This window comes from Armatimonadota bacterium (assembly GCA_022563855.1).
GTDB lineage: Bacteria > Armatimonadota > Fimbriimonadia > Fimbriimonadales > Fimbriimonadaceae > JADFMN01.
This window is the reverse complement of record JADFMN010000006.1, coordinates 119,242-136,009: the sequence shown is the minus strand read 5'-3', so window position 1 is coordinate 136,009 and position 16,768 is coordinate 119,242. Positions and strand designations below refer to the sequence as shown.

The following is a 16,768-nucleotide window of genomic DNA, read 5'->3' as shown; positions in this document are numbered from 1 at the left end:
TTCATTGAGACCCTCCGGTGCGCGCGAGTTTGTGCACGTTGTTCGTCGCCAGCCATAGCGTCACCACTGTGCACACGGCGTACAGGATCATGGCAAGAAGCGTGTACTCGCCAGAGGAGACCGAGAAGGCCCCCTGCTCCGAGGGGCCCATGTACGCCGAATAGAGACTTATGAACGGATTCATCTCTATGACGAAATCAGCGAAGTCGCCAGCACCGTAGCTCATAGTTGCTGCAATAGCCGGCACTACGATTAACAGAAGAAACAGCGCTCCGATGGTCGACATCATCGCCGCTGAAGCGGTGCGCGTCTTGGACGAAATCCACATCGTCAGTCCACCTATCGCCATGGCGAAAAGCAGACAGAACAGGGACGCGATCATGAAACCGAGCATGCCAGGACGATTGAGATCGTAACGCTCCGCTCCATCGGCGCTCCTGGCGAGCTCCACCGCCAAGGTTGGCAACCCGATGGCCAACGATAAAGCGACGACGGGCACCAAAGCGCGGCTGAACTTACCGATGACGATCTGGCTCGCGGTTACAGGAGCAACGAGCAGCATGTCCAGGCTCCGCTTCTCGCGCTCGCCCGCTATCGTGGCGTGCAGCACCGCGGGGATCAAGAGCGTCTGCACCCCCATCAGCACGTACAGCAAGATGACCGGTTCGATGTACTGGATGTTATTGAGCACGAGAGCCAGACCGAGGAGGTAGAAGACTCCAAGCAGAATCCTTGCCGCTAGCTGACCTCCCCGCCAGCTTTCAGGCGCCAGCGCCTTGTTCTTCTCGCGAAGGACTTCCGCCATCATCGGGTTGCCCGCGAACAAGTGCTTCATTCCGGATCGACCACCTCGGCGGATACGCCGCTGAACGTATAGAAGAACTGCACGGAACCCAGCCGCTCCTCCCTGCCAATTAATGCGCCAAGTTTTGCATCCAGAATCTTTGCCGATAAAACAACCTGCCCGTCGCCGACTGGAGGGGCGTTTGGGGCACGGTCCGCAAACACGGTACCGATTGCGAGAGTATCGATCGACCTGTGGTCTCCAGCTTCGATCGTTCCTAAATACACTTGGCGGAATCCCAAATGCAGCTGGACGTCGAGCATGGTGTACGGAGTGTCGTTGAGAATCGACCCGACCGCCTTCACGTTCGGTCCGTCAGAGGTTAGTTCGATCGTCAGCGGAATTCGGTACGGCCAGTCGAGCGCTTGCCGGAAGTGAATCTCGCGGAACGCCAGGTTGGATACCGCTGCACGCGTCGCTATGATCTCGCCTACGTCGTACAGGTCTCCTCCAAATCCGGTATCGCTCCTTTCTCCCATGTAGTCCCACATGTCACCGGAAGAGTTTGCAATCGCCTCAATCCCCGAGAAGCTTAGATCGTAACGACCGCCCGATGGGAAGAACAGCTCCTGATTGCCGAAGCCGTAAGCGACCTTCGAACCTTGATGCGCGACCAGCAGACCGGTCGTCGAACGGGCAAGTCCAGCGCTGTACAGATCGCTGGCGATCAGGAAAAAGACGCCGGCGAAGGCAAGCCCGATGATCGGCGACGTAATCCAAGCGTACTCACCGCGATTCAACTTCCTCAGGATGAGGAAATTCAGGGGCACGACGCACACGAAGTAGGCGGCAAGGATCAGGAAAACCTTTCCCGTTCCAGGCATCTCTACCTGGAACACGCTGTCAGTCTGCTCGTAGTATCCAGGGTATCCGGGGTACATGTACGAGTCGTACCCGCCTGAATCGAGCGATGCTCCGATCGCTGCGATGTACTCCGACACCCCCTCGCCTAGGGTACTAAAGGTAGCTTCAAAAAGCCCCGCCTTGCCAGCGTAGGATTGGAACGGCTGCTGGAACGGGTCGAAGGCCCAGTAAATCGCGAGGCCGAGCCCGCACCTGCGGTACCAGAAGATCGGGACGCCGTTCTCCTCCAGGCCGGTCGTCCCCGGTATCGGGTCGAGCTGCGTCGCAGTGAACGTCTGATCCATTGGCACCCCAGTCGCCTCCGAAACAACGGAGCTGCCCGACAAATTGACGATTCTCGGATTCTCGCCAGGGATGAATGCGTCCCATCTTGAGTCTCTTAGAACGGGCGCCACCGCACCACCAAGAAACAGAACGCTTCCTCCAGCAAGCACGTACCGCTGGACGGCCGCCACCGCTGCATCGGTCATCCTCTCCGATCCCTCGCCGAGAACCACCAAGTCCATGCCGTCGTAGCCGACGGCGCGATCCGGCGCCATCTGTGGAAGTACGGCGTAGTCGTGGAAAGTCGTCGGCTCCGACACGTAGTCGTCTGTTTCCTCGACCTCGATTACGACCGTCCGCAAGAAGGTGAGCAGCGACGGGCTGTCACTGATCAAAGCCACATCGTACACTGTCTCATAACCGGACATCGGGAGCGAGAGGTCAAATTTAATTGTCTCTTGCCGACACCGCAGTTCGACGACCGGATCGAGATAATCCTCGGCCGGTATGTACGCGATGAAGCTCCGCACCGAGTTCGAGGGAAGCTGGACGGGGTAGTGGACCTGATAGCTGCCGAGCGTGACCGTCAGCATGCCCTCGTCGTCGCGCAGCGGATTCGCAATCTCAAAGCGGACTGGAACAAACGAGCCGTACGCCTGCTGACCGGTCCAAACGAACTCGTACGTGAGCGATATCTCGTCGCGCGTCAACGGCGAACGATCTGAAGTGCGCGTACCTTGCGAGGCCACGGGCACTGCAAAGCACACAAACAGAACGGAGGCCAGAATTCGTGTTCCCGCCCAACGATTCATCATGCAACCCTCGTTTTCATTCTAGCCGATGCCTTAATGTTCTAGAACGAGCGCCGAGGGAGAATTGATCCTCGTCGCGCAAAGAACGAACAGCGGCGGGCCCCAGAAGGGCCCGCCGCTGTCATCAGGCTACGCCTCGATCTAACTCCGCTTTCGTCGCTTTCGCAGTGCGAGCACTGCTCCAACACCTAGGACGAGCAGCGTCGCCGGCTCAGGAACTGGATTTACCACGTCGCGGAACGATCCGCCGGCAACAACGCCGTCGATCCCCTGAAAGCCGGTGTAGTCGTTGCTCTGCCGCAGCGCGAACGCCTCGATTAGATCGCCCGTAGAGGCGGCAGTATGCGTGATGCTGGGATCGGACTCGACGGTTGGATTCAGCCACAGTTCGGCCTCGCCCGTACCGGCATCCCACGAGATCACCACGCGGTACCACGTGTCGAACATCAGATCGCTTACCCAGGTAGCTCCGGAGCCCAGAGCGCTGCTGTTTGCGTTGATGGCCAGGCCCCAGCCCCGACCAGCCGGAGGCTGAACGACGCCAGTGCGGCCTCGGAAGGCAAACCCGCTGTCCTTGAAGTGGGCGAAGTAGTTTCCGTTGCCGTCGAGGATGGAAAGGTCTGCGGTCGCGACGTTCACGTCGAATCCGGCGAAGGTCCTGGCCGTAGCGCCCTGCGGGGCGAACGACATATTGACGTCCTCTCCCGAGCCACCGCTCTGCTCGAGCGTGGCAAAGGAGCCGTTGGCCATGATTACTTTGTTGCCGGCGCCGCTGTGGGCGGTCCAGCCGTTGTCGGTCAGCGCGCCGTTGTAGTTGAAATTGTCAAATACGAACACCTGCCCAAAGGCGGTGACCGACGAGGCAACCAACACACCGATGGTCACGATAAGATACAGTGATTTCTTCATTCTCAAATCCTCCAGGACAGGCAATTCTGCTAGCCTGACTCTGGCCTCAGTATGCCAGGGGTTCGAACCCGATCTCAAGCACGCCCGACTTCTGCTGAGAATACTGGTGAATTTGCGGGGTTGGTTCAAACGAGAATCTTGCTCAATATCGCTTTCTGAACATGGAGCCGATTCTCAGCTTGGTCGTACACCCTGCTCTGCTCCGAGTCCATGACGTCGTCGGTCACCTCGTACCCGCGGCGCGCTGGCAGGCAGTGCAAGAAGATCGCGTCGCCGTCAGCCATCGCCATCGCTGCTGCATTCACTTGGTACTGCTCGAAGATCTTGAGCCGGTGCTCTTGCTCGTGCTCGTCACCCATGCTGATCCACACGTCCGTATACACGACGTGCGCCCCGGCGAGGCCCTCGACGAGGTCCGTCGTCTGCTCAACTCCTTTCATGTCCTCTAGACGGAAGTTCTCGGGACCACAGATCGTGAACGGGTAGTCGAGCATGACCGCGAGCTTTGCCAGACTTCGCGCGACGTTGTTGCCGTCGCCGACGTAAGTTATCTTCACGCGCTCCTCGCCGAACACCTCGCGAACCGTCATCAAATCGGCGAACGCCTGGCAGGGGTGCTCCATCTCGGTAAGGGCGTTGATGACGGGCACTGACGCATCCGCCGCCATCTGAAGAAGATCCTTGTGCCAGTAAAGACGAGCGACTATTGCACGGCACCAACGACTGAGGTTGCAAGCGACGTCGCGGATCGATTCGCGAGACCCCATTCCGATTTCGCTCTTGCTGAGGAATACCGCTTCGCCACCGAGCTCTCGAACTGCGATCTCGAAGGCGACGCGAGTTCTCAGCGACGGCTTTTCAAAGACAAGGGCGACGGTGCGGCCCTCAACTGGAACGATGACGCTGGGCGCCTCAATCCGTTGAATCTTGAGCCTGGTCGCCAGCTCTAGAATCCGCTCCGCCGCGCCTCTGTCGAGGTCGTCGATCGCCAAAAGGTCGTAGTTCTCCGTAGTTTCAGCCATTGGTCTATCCCGAGAAAGAGGCTGACGGTACCGCTTTGAGGCCAAGAATAGCAAAAATAGAGCGTGATTTTAGGGAGTTTTCCACCAATCCAGGGCCTCTTTCCCGCAACTCTTGCTAAAGACGCCACGTCGGTCTATAATGAACGGACTGCGAAGCGCGTTGACTATATCGGTCAGGCGTCGCGTTCGGAGCATCACCCTTGACCGGGTGCAAAGTATCTGAGGAGGTCTTTGTATAAATGAAGAAACTGATTGCGATTCTGCTTGCCTTGGCTGTAGTCGGCGTGTTCGTTGCCGGATGTGGCGATAGCGAAGATGAGAGCGACGAAACTACGAACGGATCTGACGAAGGCGGCGACGACAACTAGTCGCAGCAAAGAATCTAAAATAAATGGCCTGGGCATCCGCCCAGGCCATTTATTTTATTCGAGCATCTCTCCGTACCGAATCGTGTTTTCCAATTGATCGGCGTTGATCCTGCCGCCTAGCAGACATCCGCGGATATCGCCTGTCACGTGCACGTCGGCATCCGGCAGGATCACGGAGTTCTCGATGCGGTTCGCAACGACCGTGGCGCCGCTTCCGATCACAACGCCGGCGGCCATTTGCGCCGAAACAGTCGCCCCGTCACCGACCAGCACACCTCCATCGGTCAAGAACCTGCTTGTCTCAAGAAACGAATCGAGCGTTCCGGTATCGAACCACTCGCCGTCGTACACTCCAGGGATCACGAGAGCGCCGCTCTCGACGAGCAGTTGGATCGCATCGGTGATCTCGTACTCGCCGCGCGCGCTCGGCTCGAGTCGATCGATGCACGGCCATATCTGAGGCCCGAAGATGTACATTCCAGCCATGGCCAGGTTGCTCTCCGGCTCTGCGGGCTTTTCGACCAGCTTCACGATGCGTCCGTCCTCGACCGTGGCCACGCCGAACCGTTTCGGGTCATCGACCGCTTTGACCAGGTTTAGATTCGCCGCCCCCTGCTCTTGGAACTGAGCTGCAAATGGAGCTAGCGACTCACCGTACACCGCGTCACCGAGGTACAGCATGAAGTCGTCATCGCCCACAAACTCCCGTGCGAAGCCGACGGCGTGAGCCAACCCCTTTGGAGTCGTCTGCCGGACGTAAGTCAGATCGACGCCGAAACGCGATCCGTCCCCGAGCGCATCGCGCATCTGCTCCTCAGACTCGCCAACAACGACGCACACGTCGCTGATGCCGCACCGGCCAAACTGATCGAACGCGTACTGGATCGTCATGCGGTTCGCGATCGGCAGCAGCGGCTTTGCGACAGCCCGCGTCACTGGAAACAGACGGGTGCCTTTGCCAGCGGCGAGAACAACGCCTTTCATGCGGCTTTCCTCATCGAGATACGAGGATAATACTTGGGCTGCAGTACAATCGCCTTGGATATGCGGCGCATCTACTGTTGGTTGGCGCTAGGCGCTGTGGCAGCGTCGAGCCTGGGCTGTAGGGACGACCCCGCCCTAGCCCCGTACTCCGTCGTGCTCCCGCCTGCGGCAGAGTACGTAGCCCATCTGCCCTCCGACAACGCATTCGACTACTACGCCACGGCGGCACAGCAAATCCAGGAGACCTCCACAGACGACCTCTTTCGCACATCGTTCGCACGGGCAAAGCGGCGCGAACTGCTCGCCGAAAACTCAGCCAGCTTGGACCTGCTTCTACAAGCTGTCGAGGTTCCGTGCGAGTTCCTGTTTCGACATCAGCCCCCGTTCGAGGAGCGAGCCAATCATCGCGGCTGGCGTCTTGCGGGGCGCATGCTGACGTGGAAAATCGAGCAGGCAGTCGCCGAAGAGGATTGGGACGAGGCCGTGGCCTGGACGATCGCTACGGTCCATTTTGGCCTGCAGCTGACTGGCGGAGACCTCGTAGATTCGACGCTCGGCTGGAGCATCGCGGATCGAGGCCGTATCGCAATCGCCTCCGATTTATATAGGATTCCTTCAGACAACCTATACTCATTGCAAGATGGAGTTGACGCCGCGCTCAAAGCAAGACCTTCTGAGATCAGCTCGCTGGATCATGAAATGGAGTCGATGCTCTCCGCAATCCAAGCGCTTCAGGACGCCCACCGGCAAGGCGACTTCTCAGCGATCCGGGATCATCTAGGAAGCCAATCAAGGTCGGTCAATACTTTCCAGCGACTGCGTGGAGAGGAGCGGGAGGACTTCATCGAAGGCATGATGGCCGAGACCCGGGATCGCATCGAGCATCACCAGCAAGAGATTACGCTTGCTGCCAGTCAGCGCCAGCCGTTCCGCCCGGCGTCCGACGATCGCCCGTGGGCACAGTTATCTCGGCAGTTCCTCGAGACTGTCGAGCCTTACATCGCCGTGCGCGACCGCGCCCTTGCTCGAACGCGGTTGCTCGCTGCCAACGCATACGTGCAAGCCCGCCTGAACGACGAGGGCATAGAGCCAGGCGCGCTCGACGGGCTGGTTGGGCCGGAAGTGGTCGACCCTTACACTGGCGACCGTCTAAGGTACATGGCAGCCGGTACCGACTCCTTCGTGTACTCGGTCGGCAGCAACTGGCTCGACGACGGAGGCGACTCGGATCGGCTAGGCGTTTCCCCCGACCTCAGGCTCGAAGCGCCAGGGCTATGAAGTCGCCTGAGTTCCGACGGTAACGGTGTTCCTGGGCCTCCAGACGGCGCCTGCCACGTCCATGGTCTCGACGCGCTCGCTGCCGATGGCATCAAGACCTCCAGGTAGGTACGTGGCGGTGGCCTCGCTGACCGTCAGGCAGCCGACGGGGCTGACCTTCTGCATGTGAGCAGCAATGTCGATCACGTGCGCGAAATTGACGCTCGTGATATCTTCTCCTGGCGTCAGGACGCTGCCCGTGTGAAGACCTCCGCGCAATTCGACCGGCGAACCGATTCTATTGCGAAATGCGTTGAACTCGAACAGCCCGGCCAGCAGTTGGCGACCGGCGCTGTACGCGTTCGTCGGCGACTCGAACACTGCGGTGACCCCATCGCCAGCGGTCGAGTGGATACGCCCATTATTGTTGCAAACCACCGACTCGACAAACTTGTGATACTCCGTGAACGTAAATTCAACGGCAAGTTCGTCCGAGACGGCCTTGATCCGGGTCGAACCGACGATATCGACGCTCAAGAACGTCACGAATCTCTCGTCCGAACGCAACTCGTCTTGTAGCTCGAGCAGTTGTTGCAGCAGCTCCTGTCTCTGGTCAGCCTGATCCTTGATTCCCAGTCTCCTCCGCTGACTCCCATATATGCCTTGAACTGCGGCACCGGCTGCGGCGCCACCGGCGGCAGCAAGGAGAATCAGAAAGGGCTCCGGGCCCGTGGCCGCGACACCCGGCGCAAGGTTAGCCAAGAAGATGAACAGCGTCGTCATGAGGAACGCGACGGATCCGTAGATCGCTCCGGAAAGAGCGCCCGCCTTGGCGTCCTTCGCTATCGCGCAGTTATAGATTGCGCCTACGGTGAAAAGCAATGTCAACGTGCCCAGTAGGCTTGAGGCGTCGTCGAACGCACGGCCAAGCCCAGACGCCAGTCCCGACAGCGACGCCAGTACTCCAGACATCATGAACCGGCGCACATTGTTGTTGAAGGCGAGGAACGACGTGCGAACGCGCTCCCAAGGCGTCATGTTCTTCTCGACCGGCAGCGCGTGGATGGCGAGCCGGACGTAGTCCGCCGGCGCACCGGTGGCTTCCGCAATAGCCAAAACTGCGGAATCGTCAAGCTCACCTCCGGCGGTCTCGCGAAGGCGCTTGGCAAGGAGAATTACCTCCTGTATAGAGTCGTCGCTCATCAGGCCGACGCTGGCCAGATTCGGACTCTTGTCCTCCTGAAGTTCCACGCTGGATTGATTTTACAACCGCAACGGCTCAGAACGCCAGAATAAACGGTTCTCAGGCTAGCCGCAGCCGCCTGGCGGAGGGGGCGGCCCGCTAGCTTGCTGGATCACGAGCACCGGATCAGGCAGCAGGTTTGCGCCTGCACCCATGGGGCCAACGGGCGCAGAGCAGCTATTGCCGGTCGCTGAATACAGTTCCCCGAGATACCGGAATGAACGGAAGTACTTCGGCAACGGGATGGTGGAGCCCTTGATGCCCATTTTCACTACGCTCGTCGGTATTTGGGCAACGAACGCGCCGTTGCCGAATACGCGGGCGGCTCCTACCCGATTCCCTATCGAATCATAAAACTCTATCTGGGCGTAAATGACTCCGTCACCAGTGCCAAAACCTGGAAAGAATATGTTCTCTTCATCCACGACGCCCGATACCGTCGATGTTGCCGTCGGATAGAAAGAGTCCTGGTCGACCCGTATCCACTGGCCGCTGACAAAAGCGTTGATTGAGAACTGCACAAACCGGTTGGGATTGGAATTGACTGTGAACACGCCCGTGGTCGCGTTGAGCGTGATCGGACCGTTCGCAGTATTCATGAACCAACCGCTCACGGTCATCACGGTGCGGTTTCCCTGCAGATCGTAATTCACCAGCAGGAGCTGCACCGTATCGCCGACTTGAAGGTTTAGCGGATCGAGATTGCCAGAGCGGCTGATACCAACGAACTCAATGTACTGACCGGCTTCTGGCGTATAGCCCCAGCCGCCGCCGCCGCCCCCTCCGCCGCCAGCGCCTTCACCACCACCGCCGCATCCGAATATCAGCACGGTGATCACGATCGCGACGATCGTGCCAATGAAGCCAGGTTTAAGTACTCTCATACGCTTTACTTTTCGTCGACGTCCCTGGGACCTGAGAACTCAAATGCGTTTGGAAGCAGTTCGGCCAACGTATACGTTTTCAAGTTGCCGCTCTCGTCGCAACAAACTACCTTGACCCCAAGCTCCCTATCCGCAAACTCAGCGATGAACTGCCGACACGCTCCACACGGAGTCGCGCCGTCCTCCGTGACGATACAGACCGCGACCACCGTCTGCTCCCCAGCTGCGACCATCTGGCACAGCGCACTGCGCTCTGCGCAGATCGTCAGGCCGTATACGCCGTTTTCGACGTTGCACCCTGCGTACACCGCCCCAGAGGAGGACTGTACCGCAGCGCCTACGGAATAGACGCTATACGGGGCGTAAGCGTTCGCCCGGGCCTTTCGTGCGGCTGTAATCAATGCTTTCATAGGTTCACTTCAGCTGTGCTACGGTCACTCCGTCGCCTCTCCCTGGCGGAGGGTTGGCGAGGAGCGTTCCTCGTCTCATCAGCACCCCCTCCCTGGCCCTCCCCCAGGGGGGAGGGGTATTGTCGTCGCCAGTCTTGGGTTCGCTATTCTTGCGGCTGCAATCAGAGCTTTCATAGGTTCACTTCAGCTGTGCTACGGTCACTCCGTCGCCTCCATCAGAGACATCTGCGAGCCTGTGCGATTTGATGGCTGAGTGGCGGCGCAGCAACTCATCCGTCAGTTTACGCAGTGCGCCACCGCCTTTTCCATGTACGATGCGCACACTGGACAATCCGGCGAGTACGGCGTCGTCGATGAACCTCTCCAGATCTTCCCTGGCGTCCTCGGCCCGTTTTCGCCTCAAATGAATCTCCCTGCTGACCGACAAGCTCTTTTCCGCGCGCATCCCGGTGGACGAGCGGCGCGCCTTGGGGCGCTCGACGACCTCCTCCAGATCATTCAGCTTAATCGTTATCTTCATCGATCCGATCTGGACTTGCACCGAGCCGCCCCGAGGTTTGCCAACAACGACTCCCGTCTGGTTCAGATTCACAGCGCGAACCGACATCCCTGGCGAAACTTCGAGCGGCTCGCGAGTCTCAGGCTCGGGTTGGAACTCTTCGACCGCTGAAGCGCCCTCAGCTTGAATGCGCTTCAACTTCTCTCTCGCCTCGTCGAGCTCGCGCTGTGAACCGCTGGCTTTCAACGTATCGAGCACGGCGCTCGTCTCCTCGCGCATTTCAGCAAGCGCGTCTTGCATCTCTTCGGCCGCCTCTGCTCGTGCGTTGGTTATCGCTTGCTGAGCTTTGCTCTCCCGCGCCTCCACATGGCGTTTGAGCTCTCGAAGCTCTGCCGACAGACGGTCGGACTCGCTCTGCGCACCTCGCGCCCGCCTCTCTGCGACCTCCAGCCTCTCGATCATTTTGGCCACGTCCAGCTCCTCTTCGCTGACTCCCGACATCGCCTCCGCGATTACGTCGCTTGGCACGCCGTATCGCTCTGCGATCGTCATCGCGTGGCTCGATCCGGGCACTCCTGCCATCAGTCTGTAGGTCGGCCTCAGCGACTTCTGATCGAACTCCATGGACGCATTCATGAAGCGATCCGTGTTTTCGGCAAATAGCTTTAGTTCGCCGTAGTGCGTGCTGGCGATGACGCAAGCGCCGCCCTGCTGGAGCTTCAGCAGGATCGCGCGGCCCAGAGCAGCTCCTTCTGCGGGATCGGTACCAGCGCCGAGTTCGTCGAGCAGCACCAGCGCGCCCGGTACCAAGTGCTTTATTGCCGCTGCAATGTTCTTGATGTGCGCGCTGAACGTCGACAGCGACTGCTGCATAGACTGCTCGTCGCCGATGTCGGCCCAAATCTGTGTGAAAGTTCCTAGCCGCACCGCCTCTGCCGTCGGCATCAGCCCGCTCTGAGCCATGGCTACGCTCAGCCCTATGGCCTTGATTGCGACGGTCTTGCCGCCGGTGTTCGGCCCGGTGATCAGCACCGCGTCGTGCTCGCGACCAAAATCTATCGTCAGCGGCACGACCGTCTTCCGGTCGAGCAACGGGTGGCGCGCAAGCTCTAGCCGGAGGTACGTGCCCTTCTCGCGCTTCGGAATCACACCTCCCGAACCCGCGCCGTAGCGCGCCTTGGCGAAGATCAAGTCAAGCTCCGCCGAGAGTTCCAAGCCGAGGATGACGTCTTCCGCGCAGTCGCCTACCATCTCAGAGAGCTCCGACAGAACCCGCGCGACCTCTGCCCTCTCTGCGGCTTCCGCTTCGCGCAGTTCGTTGCCGAGCGCGACGATCTGTTCCGGCTCGACGTACACGGTCTGCCCGCTGGCGCTCACGTCGTGCACGATGCCCTTGATCTTGCCTTTGTTCTCTGCTTTCACCGGCAGCACGTACCGGCCCGAGCGCTGCGTGAACAGCGGGTCGCTGAGCAGAGTTCTGAACTTGCCGGACACAAACTTCTGCATTCCGTCTTGGATCCGAGATTGCAGGCTTCCGATCCGCCCTCGCGCTGACTGGAGTTCGGCGCTGGCCTCGTCCCTGACGCTTCCATCCCCGTCGAGGCTAGTCAGTAGCCTGGACTCCAGCTCCGGAAGGCTGGGGAGATGCTCTCCTATGGCCCACAACTTCTCCGCTTCATCGCGCCTCGAATGTAGCGTGCCTCTGACCGCGCGCATGACCTTGAGGGACTCGCCGATGCGCCACAGCGAGGCTCCGTCGATTCCGCCGCCCTTTGCAGCGTGCTGAGCCGCCTGCGCCACATCGCCGATCCCAGAGAACGAAATCGGCTGCACATCAAGCAGCTCCAGCGCCTCTTCCGTCAGGCCGATCAGACGCCAGACCTCGTCATCGTCGAACGACGGAAGCAACCCGCCCGCACGCTCGCGACCAACCGGCGTATCGCAGTGATTCGCCAGCTGTTCGAGGATCACGTCGAACTCGAGTGTGTCCAGCGCGTGCATCAAGCCTGATTGTGGCAGAGCAAGCGTCGCCAGGTTCGACGTACAATGGACAGCGTGACCAGTTGCCTGCTCGTTTTGGCCCTGATGGCGCCGCAGACCCTCGAACCGACTGACGATATTTGGGTGTATCCGCACGCCGTCGATCAGACCGACGACCTCTACCTGCGAGCGTGGGGCGACGGCGTCGATTCGGTCGGCGATATCGAGATGGGCGGGTTCTCCTTCAGCCTGCTTCAATTCGACTTGAGCGAGATATCGATCGACGGCAAGAAGTTGAAGAGCGCCGTGCTGCGGCTGATGCACGACGCGGACGCCGGCTTTACTCGCGGCGAATCGCGAGACAGCCCCTTAGAGGTTCGGATGGCTGAGTCAGGTTTCGATGAAAAGCGGTGGTCGTTCGCTTCGGCGGCGTCCTATACGCCGGAATCCGGCAAGAAAGCGATCGTCGGGCAACAGTCAGCAAGACCGTCAGACGACGGCGAGCCGTTCGCGATAGAGATCAACCTGCTTAAAGGCGAAGTCGACTTTGGCGCTGCGCTTGCGAAGGCCGCTTCTGGGAAGTCGAAGGTCATCGCGCTGGCACTGACGTCGTCGATCGCGCCGGAAGGCGCCGACGGCGCACTGTACAAGTTCTTTTCGCGATCTGCGGAAGAGAAGCTCCGTCCACAGCTCATTTTAGAGTTCGACGAGTAAGCGCCGCTATCCTTCGACGCCGGAAGCCGCCTGCGCTTCTGATTCCAGATCCGGCGCGTGGGTTCCACGATCCGGCGGACCTCCGGGCTCATCGCGACGCATCCTTCCACGGATTTTCTCGGATAAATCGTCGAAGATCGAGTACGAGCAAGGGATGATCAGCAGGGTGAGGACCGTCGAGAGAGCCACTCCGCCGATGATCGTGATGCCGATCGTCTCGCGGAACTCCGATCCGCGTCCGATCGCCAGCGCGACCGGCAGCATGCCGAAGATCAGCGCGAGCGTGGTCATCATGATCGGTCGAAGCCTCGTGCGACCCGCTTCGACCAGAGCATCAAACCGCTCAAGCCCACGCGCACGAAGGGTGTTCGTGTAATCAACCAGAAGTATCGCGTTCTTGCCGACCAGTCCAACAAGTGCGATAATTCCAATCATTCCAACGATGTTCAGCGTCTTGCCGGTGATGATCAGCGCCAGAATCGCGCCGACCAGCGCCTGCGGCTGAGCGAGCTGGATGATGAACGGGTACATGAGGTTGTCGTAGAGCGACGCCAGCAGCATATAGACGAGCACGATTCCCAGCCCGAGCGCGCCGAACAGATACCCCATCTCCCGGGCCTGAATGTCCGCCTGCCCCAGTGGCTTGTACTCGACGCCGTCGCGGATCAGACCCTGCTCTTCCATCCAAATGTCGATGTCTCGCTGCACGGTTCCAGCTGCGAACCCCGGCAGCAGGTCTGCGCTTACCTGAACCTCCCGAACTCGGTCGCGCCGATCGATCTTGTCGACGCCTTGAGCGCGCCGGATCGTCGCAACTTCCGACAGATATATTGGGCGACCGTCGCTGAATCGAATGGGAACTTGCTGGAGCACGTTCACGTCGTTCCGGTCTTCGACGTCCAACATCACGCGGATGTCGTACTCGCGGCCCAGCACGCGGAGCTTGGCCTGATCGTCGCCCTCGTAGAGCACGCGCATGGCGGCGCCCAGCTCAGCGACTGTGATGTCCGCGTCGCCCATGCGCGCACGTCGTGGCAAGACCTGAAACTCAGGCTTGCCAGGCTTGGACGACATGTCAGGTGAAACGACGCCATCGATCTCGCCTCGCGCAAGTCGATCTCGAATATCGGTCGCGGTACCGATCAGCGCTTCGCCGTCGTTGCTCCGAAACGACATCTGAATAGGCCGACCGAACGCCTGTCCGCTACTTGCCGCAACCGTGATCTTGGCACCCGGATAACGTCCAATTTGCTGCAACAGTTCCCCCCCGACAGAAGTGTCGCTGACTGTACGCAACCGCTCGTCACTTTCTTTCCAAAACATCAGCGAATCGATGATCGACTTCTTGCCGTACAGGTTGACGCTGATACGCCCGTAGTTCGTACCGGTGCTGCCGACCGAGAAACCGCCGCCGGATTGCCGCCCGACTCCAGACGTAACGTACTCTGCCTCTGGATGCTGCATGGCTATCTGCTCGACGTAAGCGACCACTGCCTCTGTCTCGGCGAGCGTTGATCCAGGAGGCAGTTCTATTCCGATCTCGACCTGGCCCCCATCAGTCGGTGGCATGAACGCAAACTTGAATACGGACTCATCCTTCCAAGCTCCAAACTGTTGGCCGCCAACAGCTACCAACGCGAAAGCGCTAACAAACCCCAAGCCTGAGACTAGAGTCGTATATCTAGCATGTCTCGGTCTAAAGTTGGCTATGAGTGCATAGAGGAAAGTAGCGACTAACGCGACGAGCCAGCCCAAAACCAGTCCAATGATCGCAAGCGCTGGCAGCTGCATGTCTGCGATATGAAAGGGAATCTTACTCTTGACTTCGTCAGGCAGCATCGGCAGGATGACCACGCAGGCAAGTGCAAGCGCGACCATGCTTCCTACGAAAACTGTCCGCCGTCTCTTGAGCGACCAGACGTTTCTTAAGAACGTGATGGTAAAGACTGCGATCGCAAGCACGATCGAGATCGCGAAGAGCACCATTAGGAACATGCTCCCGAACACGTCGCCGGGACTCTTCATCCCCGAGGTCGAAATCAAGAGGAATACAGAGATGAGCGCCGCAAATCCTCCGCCAAAAAGATACCAACGATGATTGAGCGACCACTTGAGCGCCCTGCCGTAACCGTCTTTGAAATTGCCGAAGCCTCTTTCGAACCACTCGGCGAACGGACCCTTCGGATGCTCCCAGTCCTCGTCCTTGCGGTACCAGCGCGACGCCAGCATCGGCGTGACCGTGAACGAGACGAACAGTGAGAACAGCACCGTCACAGCAAACGCGATCGCCAGCGGCTTGAAGAACTGTCCGACGATCCCGCCCATGAACGCAATCGGGACGAATACGACGACGTCGGCGAGAGTGATCGCGATCGCCGCCAGACCGATTTCCATGCGCCCGTTGATCGCAGCTTCGACCGGTTCCTCGCCCATGGCCAGATGCCGGTAGATGTTCTCAATGACGACGATTGCGTCATCGACCAGCACGCCGACCGCAAGCGACAGCGCCAGCATCGTCATGTTGTTGATCGTGAAACCGGTCGCCCACAGCACGATCAGCGTGCCAAAGATGCAAAGCGGGATCGCTATAGCCACGATCAGCATTCCGCGGACGTTATGGAGGAACAAGTAAACGACGCCCGTCACGAGCACGATTCCGAAGAACAGCGCGAACTGCAGGTCGAACAACGAGTCCTTGATATTCACTCCCAAATCGCGCGTGACTACGAACTCAACGTCGTGCTCGTCCTCCATTTGCGCGAGCATGTTCGGGAAACCGGCGACGGGAGTGCGTCGAATTGCGTTAGCAATCTCGACAGCGTTGCCCTGCTTAGCTTTCTGGACGACGATCGTGACAGAATCCGAGCCGTCGAGCCTGGCATACGTTCTACGCTCTGCGTTTGCATCGACCACAGTGGCGACGTCCTTCAGCTGAATTTTGCGCGTGGCGCCGTCCGGTCCGCTTTCAGAGATTGTGAGATACATCTCTCCGATGTCGTCCGGAGTCTGAAATTCACCGATTACCCGGACGGTGAACTCTTGCGCGCCCGACGTGATCCGACCCGAGGGTACGTTGAGCGATGCGGCAACGACGGCTTGTTGCACGTCGAGAATGCCGATCCCGTACCGAATCAGCGCGTCCTTTTTGATCTGAATTTGTATCTCGCGGACGTCTCCGCCGTCAACTCCTACGCTCGCGATGCCGGGGATTCGCGCAAACCGGTCCTTCAATACGTTCTCGGCTAGATCTCGCAGGTCGCGATTGTTGTGCGTGTCGCTCTTGATCGTGAAGTACAGAATCGGTTCGCTGGTCGTATCAATCTTTTCGATGACTGGCTTTAGCGCAGCGTCCGGCAGTTCGCCCAAGATCGTATCGACTTTGGACCGGACGTCGTTCAAAGCAACATCCATGTCAGTACCGACCTCGAATTGCAGTACGACGACTGACACGCCTTCCTGCGATGTGCTGGTGACCTCGACTAGATCGGCTACTCCTGAGATGGACTCCTCGATCTCTCGCGATAACAGGTTGTTGACCTCTTCGGCGCCAGCGCCCGGATAGCTCGTCGAAACTGTGATCATTCCGAACGAGACGTCCGGGTTCTCCTCTAGCCGCATGCTGCGGTAGCCCATGATGCCGATCATCACGATCAGCACCATCACCATCAGAATGAAGACCGGCCTCTCTATCGCGAGCTTCGTGATCCCCATCGA

12 protein-coding genes are annotated in these 16,768 nt (G+C 59.3%); 2 read left to right on the top strand and 10 right to left on the bottom strand.

Translation table 11 applies throughout. From position 1 onward, the window contains the following. Position 1: 1 nt before the first annotated feature. The 5 genes from IH944_09190 to IH944_09170 all read right to left on the bottom strand — a co-directional run bounded on the left by IH944_09190 (position 2) and on the right by IH944_09170 (position 6,067). Positions 2-835, bottom strand: a complete 834-nt coding sequence (locus IH944_09190) for an ABC transporter permease subunit (GenBank protein ID MCH7904723.1) — start codon at positions 833-835, stop codon at positions 2-4. Further along, positions 832-2,787 (bottom strand): hypothetical protein, encoded by a 1,956-nt coding sequence (locus tag IH944_09185; GenBank protein MCH7904722.1) that lies wholly within the window; start codon positions 2,785-2,787, stop codon positions 832-834. The genes IH944_09190 and IH944_09185 overlap by 4 nt, the downstream gene beginning before the upstream one ends. Before the next feature lie 138 nt (positions 2,788-2,925). Next, positions 2,926-3,693 carry a PEP-CTERM sorting domain-containing protein gene (locus tag IH944_09180; protein ID MCH7904721.1) on the bottom strand — a complete coding sequence of 256 codons (768 nt, stop codon included), beginning with the start codon at positions 3,691-3,693 and terminating at the stop codon, positions 2,926-2,928. A gap of 125 nt (positions 3,694-3,818) precedes the next feature. Beyond that, positions 3,819-4,715 carry an ornithine carbamoyltransferase gene (gene argF / locus IH944_09175; GenBank protein MCH7904720.1) on the bottom strand — a complete coding sequence of 299 codons (897 nt, stop codon included), beginning with the start codon at positions 4,713-4,715 and terminating at the stop codon, positions 3,819-3,821. A 422-nt stretch (positions 4,716-5,137) separates the two neighbouring features. Beyond that, positions 5,138-6,067 carry an NTP transferase domain-containing protein gene (locus tag IH944_09170; protein ID MCH7904719.1) on the bottom strand — a complete coding sequence of 310 codons (930 nt, stop codon included), beginning with the start codon at positions 6,065-6,067 and terminating at the stop codon, positions 5,138-5,140. A gap of 60 nt (positions 6,068-6,127) precedes the next feature. On the opposite strand from IH944_09170, the gene IH944_09165 reads away from it, so the two are divergent. Beyond that, the gene (locus IH944_09165) at positions 6,128-7,345 is read left to right on the top strand and encodes a hypothetical protein (GenBank protein MCH7904718.1); all 1,218 of its coding nucleotides are present in this window, start codon (positions 6,128-6,130) and stop codon (positions 7,343-7,345) included. Here IH944_09165 and IH944_09160 read toward each other — a convergent pair. The 4 genes from IH944_09160 to IH944_09145 all read right to left on the bottom strand — a co-directional run bounded on the left by IH944_09160 (position 7,340) and on the right by IH944_09145 (position 12,361). Then, positions 7,340-8,575, bottom strand: a complete 1,236-nt coding sequence (locus IH944_09160; protein MCH7904717.1) for an adenylate/guanylate cyclase domain-containing protein — start codon at positions 8,573-8,575, stop codon at positions 7,340-7,342. The two genes, IH944_09165 and IH944_09160, sit on opposite strands and share 6 nt — an antisense overlap. A gap of 57 nt (positions 8,576-8,632) precedes the next feature. After that, positions 8,633-9,451 carry a hypothetical protein gene (locus IH944_09155; GenBank protein MCH7904716.1) on the bottom strand — a complete coding sequence of 273 codons (819 nt, stop codon included), beginning with the start codon at positions 9,449-9,451 and terminating at the stop codon, positions 8,633-8,635. A gap of 5 nt (positions 9,452-9,456) precedes the next feature. Beyond that, positions 9,457-9,861 (bottom strand): cytidine deaminase, encoded by a 405-nt coding sequence (cdd, locus tag IH944_09150; protein ID MCH7904715.1) that lies wholly within the window; start codon positions 9,859-9,861, stop codon positions 9,457-9,459. Positions 9,862-10,039: 178 nt separating this feature from the next. Continuing rightward, positions 10,040-12,361 carry an endonuclease MutS2 gene (locus tag IH944_09145; GenBank protein MCH7904714.1) on the bottom strand — a complete coding sequence of 774 codons (2,322 nt, stop codon included), beginning with the start codon at positions 12,359-12,361 and terminating at the stop codon, positions 10,040-10,042. A 54-nt stretch (positions 12,362-12,415) separates the two neighbouring features. Here IH944_09145 and IH944_09140 point away from each other — a divergent pair, with 54 nt between their 5' ends. Then, positions 12,416-13,054: a hypothetical protein gene (locus tag IH944_09140; protein MCH7904713.1), complete on the top strand. Its 639-nt coding sequence runs from the start codon at positions 12,416-12,418 to the stop codon at positions 13,052-13,054. 6 nt (positions 13,055-13,060) lie between these two features. On the opposite strand, the gene IH944_09135 is transcribed toward IH944_09140, so the two are convergent. Next, complete coding sequence (locus tag IH944_09135) at positions 13,061-16,765, bottom strand: efflux RND transporter permease subunit (GenBank protein MCH7904712.1); 3,705 nt, start codon at positions 16,763-16,765, stop codon at positions 13,061-13,063. Positions 16,766-16,768 lie beyond the last annotated feature (3 nt).